The following is a 4,669-nucleotide window of genomic DNA, read 5'->3' on the forward strand; positions in this document are numbered from 1 at the left end:
CAGCGCTTTTCCGCTGCATAACCCTGCTTCGGGGTCATTATAGCGATTTTTTCGGTATATCCATCCTTTTTCGCACGATATACAGGATTTTGCCAAAGGGTTCGTGTAGACTTTCCTTGGTGTATCCAACGGCGTCAGCCGGGCAGGATAGGTGAAGTAGGCCCACCCGCGAGCGGGTGTTCCTTCTTCACTGTCCCTTATTCGCACCTGGCGGTGCTCAACGGGAATCCTGCTCTGCGAGGCTGGCCGGCTGCAGGCATGCAAGCTTGGCACTGGCCGTCGTTTTACAACGTCGTGACTGGGAAAACCCTGGCGTTACCCAACTTAATCGCCTTGCAGCACATCCCCCTTTCGCCAGCTGGCGTAATAGCGAAGAGGCCCGCACCGATCGCCCTTCCCAACAGTTGCGCAGCCTGAATGGCGAATGGCGCTGATGTCCGGCGGTGCTTTTGCCGTTACGCACCACCCCGTCAGTAGCTGAACAGGAGGGACAGCTGATAGAAACAGAAGCCACTGGAGCACCTCAAAAACACCATCATACACTAAATCAGTAAGTTGGCAGCATCACCCGACGCACTTTGCGCCGAATAAATACCTGTGACGGAAGATCACTTCGCAGAATAAATAAATCCTGGTGTCCCTGTTGATACCGGGAAGCCCTGGGCCAACTTTTGGCGAAAATGAGACGTTGATCGGCACGTAAGAGGTTCCAACTTTCACCATAATGAAATAAGATCACTACCGGGCGCTGAGAGATCCCCTCATAATTTCCCCAAAGCGTAACCATGTGTGAATAAATTTTGAGCTAGTAGGGTTGCAGCCACGAGTAAGTCTTCCCTTGTTATTGTGTAGCCAGAATGCCGCAAAACTTCCATGCCTAAGCGAACTGTTGAGAGTACGTTTCGATTTCTGACTGTGTTAGCCTGGAAGTGCTTGTCCCAACCTTGTTTCTGAGCATGAACGCCCGCAAGCCAACATGTTAGTTGAAGCATCAGGGCGATTAGCAGCATGATATCAAAACGCTCTGAGCTGCTCGTTCGGCTATGGCGTAGGCCTAGTCCGTAGGCAGGACTTTTCAAGTCTCGGAAGGTTTCTTCAATCTGCATTCGCTTCGAATAGATATTAACAAGTTGTTTGGGTGTTCGAATTTCAACAGGTAAGTTAGTTGCTAGAACCCATGGCTCCTTTGCCGACGCTGAGTAGATTTTAGGTGACGGGTGGTGACAATGAGTCCGTGTCGAGCGCTGATTTTTTCGGCCTTTAGAGCGAGATTTATACAATAGAATTTGGCATGAGATTGGATTGCTTTTAGTCAGCCTCTTATAGCCTAAAGTCTTTGAGTGACTAGATGACATATCATGTAAGTTGCTGATAGGTTTCCAGTTTTCCGCTCCTAGGTCTGCATATTGTACTTTTCCTCTTACTCGACTTAACCAGTACCAACCCAGCTTCTCAACGGATTTATACCATGGCACTTTAAAGCCAGCATCACTGACAATGAGCGGTGTGGTGTTACTCGGTAGAATGCTCGCAAGGTCGGCTAGAAATTGGTCATGAGCTTTCTTTGAACATTGCTCTGAAAGCGGGAACGCTTTCTCATAAAGAGTAACAGAACGACCGTGTAGTGCGACTGAAGCTCGCAATACCATAAGTCGTTTTTGCTCACGAATATCAGACCAGTCAACAAGTACAATGGGCATCGTATTGCCCGAACAGATAAAGCTAGCATGCCAACGGTATACAGCGAGTCGCTCTTTGTGGAGGTGACGATTACCTAACAATCGGTCGATTCGTTTGATGTTATGTTTTGTTCTCGCTTTGGTTGGCAGGTTACGGCCAAGTTCGGTAAGAGTGAGAGTTTTACAGTCAAGTAATGCGTGGCAAGCCAACGTTAAGCTGTTGAGTCGTTTTAAGTGTAATTCGGGGCAGAATTGGTAAAGAGAGTCGTGTAAAATATCGAGTTCGCACATCTTGTTGTCTGATTATTGATTTTTCGCGAAACCATTTGATCATATGACAAGATGTGTATCCACCTTAACTTAATGATTTTTACCAAAATCATTAGGGGATTCATCAGTACCGGGCGTATTTTTTGAGTTATCGAGATTTTCAGGAGCTAAGGAAGCTAAAATGGAGAAAAAAATCACTGGATATACCACCGTTGATATATCCCAATGGCATCGTAAAGAACATTTTGAGGCATTTCAGTCAGTTGCTCAATGTACCTATAACCAGACCGTTCAGCTGGATATTACGGCCTTTTTAAAGACCGTAAAGAAAAATAAGCACAAGTTTTATCCGGCCTTTATTCACATTCTTGCCCGCCTGATGAATGCTCATCCGGAATTTCGTATGGCAATGAAAGACGGTGAGCTGGTGATATGGGATAGTGTTCACCCTTGTTACACCGTTTTCCATGAGCAAACTGAAACGTTTTCATCGCTCTGGAGTGAATACCACGACGATTTCCGGCAGTTTCTACACATATATTCGCAAGATGTGGCGTGTTACGGTGAAAACCTGGCCTATTTCCCTAAAGGGTTTATTGAGAATATGTTTTTCGTCTCAGCCAATCCCTGGGTGAGTTTCACCAGTTTTGATTTAAACGTGGCCAATATGGACAACTTCTTCGCCCCCGTTTTCACCATGGGCAAATATTATACGCAAGGCGACAAGGTGCTGATGCCGCTGGCGATTCAGGTTCATCATGCCGTTTGTGATGGCTTCCATGTCGGCAGAATGCTTAATGAATTACAACAGTACTGCGATGAGTGGCAGGGCGGGGCGTAATTTTTTTAAGGCAGTTATTGGTGCCTAGAAATATTTTATCTGATTAATAAGATGATCTTCTTGAGATCGTTTTGGTCTGCGCGTAATCTCTTGCTCTGAAAACGAAAAAACCGCCTTGCAGGGCGGTTTTTCGAAGGTTCTCTGAGCTACCAACTCTTTGAACCGAGGTAACTGGCTTGGAGGAGCGCAGTCACCAAAACTTGTCCTTTCAGTTTAGCCTTAACCGGCGCATGACTTCAAGACTAACTCCTCTAAATCAATTACCAGTGGCTGCTGCCAGTGGTGCTTTTGCATGTCTTTCCGGGTTGGACTCAAGACGATAGTTACCGGATAAGGCGCAGCGGTCGGACTGAACGGGGGGTTCGTGCATACAGTCCAGCTTGGAGCGAACTGCCTACCCGGAACTGAGTGTCAGGCGTGGAATGAGACAAACGCGGCCATAACAGCGGAATGACACCGGTAAACCGAAAGGCAGGAACAGGAGAGCGCACGAGGGAGCCGCCAGGGGGAAACGCCTGGTATCTTTATAGTCCTGTCGGGTTTCGCCACCACTGATTTGAGCGTCAGATTTCGTGATGCTTGTCAGGGGGGCGGAGCCTATGGAAAAACGGCTTTGCCGCGGCCCTCTCACTTCCCTGTTAAGTATCTTCCTGGCATCTTCCAGGAAATCTCCGCCCCGTTCGTAAGCCATTTCCGCTCGCCGCAGTCGAACGACCGAGCGTAGCGAGTCAGTGAGCGAGGAAGCGGAATATATCCTGTATCACATATTCTGCTGACGCACCGGTGCAGCCTTTTTTCTCCTGCCACATGAAGCACTTCACTGACACCCTCATCAGTGCCAACATAGTAAGCCAGTATATACACTCCGCTAGCGCCCAATACGCAAACCGCCTCTCCCCGCGCGTTGGCCGATTCATTAATGCAGCTGGCACGACAGGTTTCCCGACTGGAAAGCGGGCAGTGAGCGCAACGCAATTAATGTGAGTTAGCTCACTCATTAGGCACCCCAGGCTTTACACTTTATGCTTCCGGCTCGTATGTTGTGTGGAATTGTGAGCGGATAACAATTTCACACAGGAAACAGCTATGACATGATTACGAATTCGAGCTCGGTACCCGGGAATTAAAGAGGAGAAATTAAGCATGGTGAGCAAGGGCGAGGAGGATAACATGGCCATCATCAAGGAGTTCATGCGCTTCAAGGTGCACATGGAGGGCTCCGTGAACGGCCACGAGTTCGAGATCGAGGGCGAGGGCGAGGGCCGCCCCTACGAGGGCACCCAGACCGCCAAGCTGAAGGTGACCAAGGGTGGCCCCCTGCCCTTCGCCTGGGACATCCTGTCCCCTCAGTTCATGTACGGCTCCAAGGCCTACGTGAAGCACCCCGCCGACATCCCCGACTACTTGAAGCTGTCCTTCCCCGAGGGCTTCAAGTGGGAGCGCGTGATGAACTTCGAGGACGGCGGCGTGGTGACCGTGACCCAGGACTCCTCCCTGCAGGACGGCGAGTTCATCTACAAGGTGAAGCTGCGCGGCACCAACTTCCCCTCCGACGGCCCCGTAATGCAGAAGAAGACCATGGGCTGGGAGGCCTCCTCCGAGCGGATGTACCCCGAGGACGGCGCCCTGAAGGGCGAGATCAAGCAGAGGCTGAAGCTGAAGGACGGCGGCCACTACGACGCTGAGGTCAAGACCACCTACAAGGCCAAGAAGCCCGTGCAGCTGCCCGGCGCCTACAACGTCAACATCAAGTTGGACATCACCTCCCACAACGAGGACTACACCATCGTGGAACAGTACGAACGCGCCGAGGGCCGCCACTCCACCGGCGGCATGGACGAGCTGTACAAGTAATCTAGACAGCGCTTTTCCGCTGCAT

2 protein-coding genes and 1 pseudogene are annotated in these 4,669 nt (G+C 50.2%); 1 reads left to right on the forward strand and 2 read right to left on the reverse strand.

Going from position 1 to position 4,669, the window contains the following annotated elements:
- Positions 1-394 precede the first annotated feature (394 nt).
- Positions 395-514: pseudogene (locus KO534_RS01350) on the reverse strand (IS1 family transposase); the annotation flags it as partial.
- A gap of 247 nt (positions 515-761) precedes the next feature.
- Entirely contained in the window at positions 762-1,970 is a 1,209-nt protein-coding gene (locus tag KO534_RS01355; protein ID WP_001339197.1) for an IS4-like element ISVsa5 family transposase, read from the reverse strand.
- 160 nt (positions 1,971-2,130) lie between these two features.
- Between KO534_RS01355 and KO534_RS01360 the strand changes: the two genes are divergently transcribed.
- Positions 2,131-2,790, forward strand: a complete 660-nt coding sequence (locus KO534_RS01360) for a type A-1 chloramphenicol O-acetyltransferase (RefSeq protein WP_000412211.1) — start codon at positions 2,131-2,133, stop codon at positions 2,788-2,790.
- Positions 2,791-4,669: the final 1,879 nt, after the last annotated feature.

The sequence above is a fragment of the Paraglaciecola arctica genome, assembly GCF_018861065.1.
Lineage (GTDB): Bacteria > Pseudomonadota > Gammaproteobacteria > Enterobacterales > Alteromonadaceae > Paraglaciecola > Paraglaciecola arctica_B.

Coding starts and splice junctions, on each gene's coding strand:
- KO534_RS01355 (WP_001339197.1), bottom strand. CDS start 1,970: ATGTGCGAACTCGATATTTTACACGACTCTCTTTACCAATTCTGCCCC.
- KO534_RS01360 (WP_000412211.1), top strand. CDS start 2,131: ATGGAGAAAAAAATCACTGGATATACCACCGTTGATATATCCCAATGG.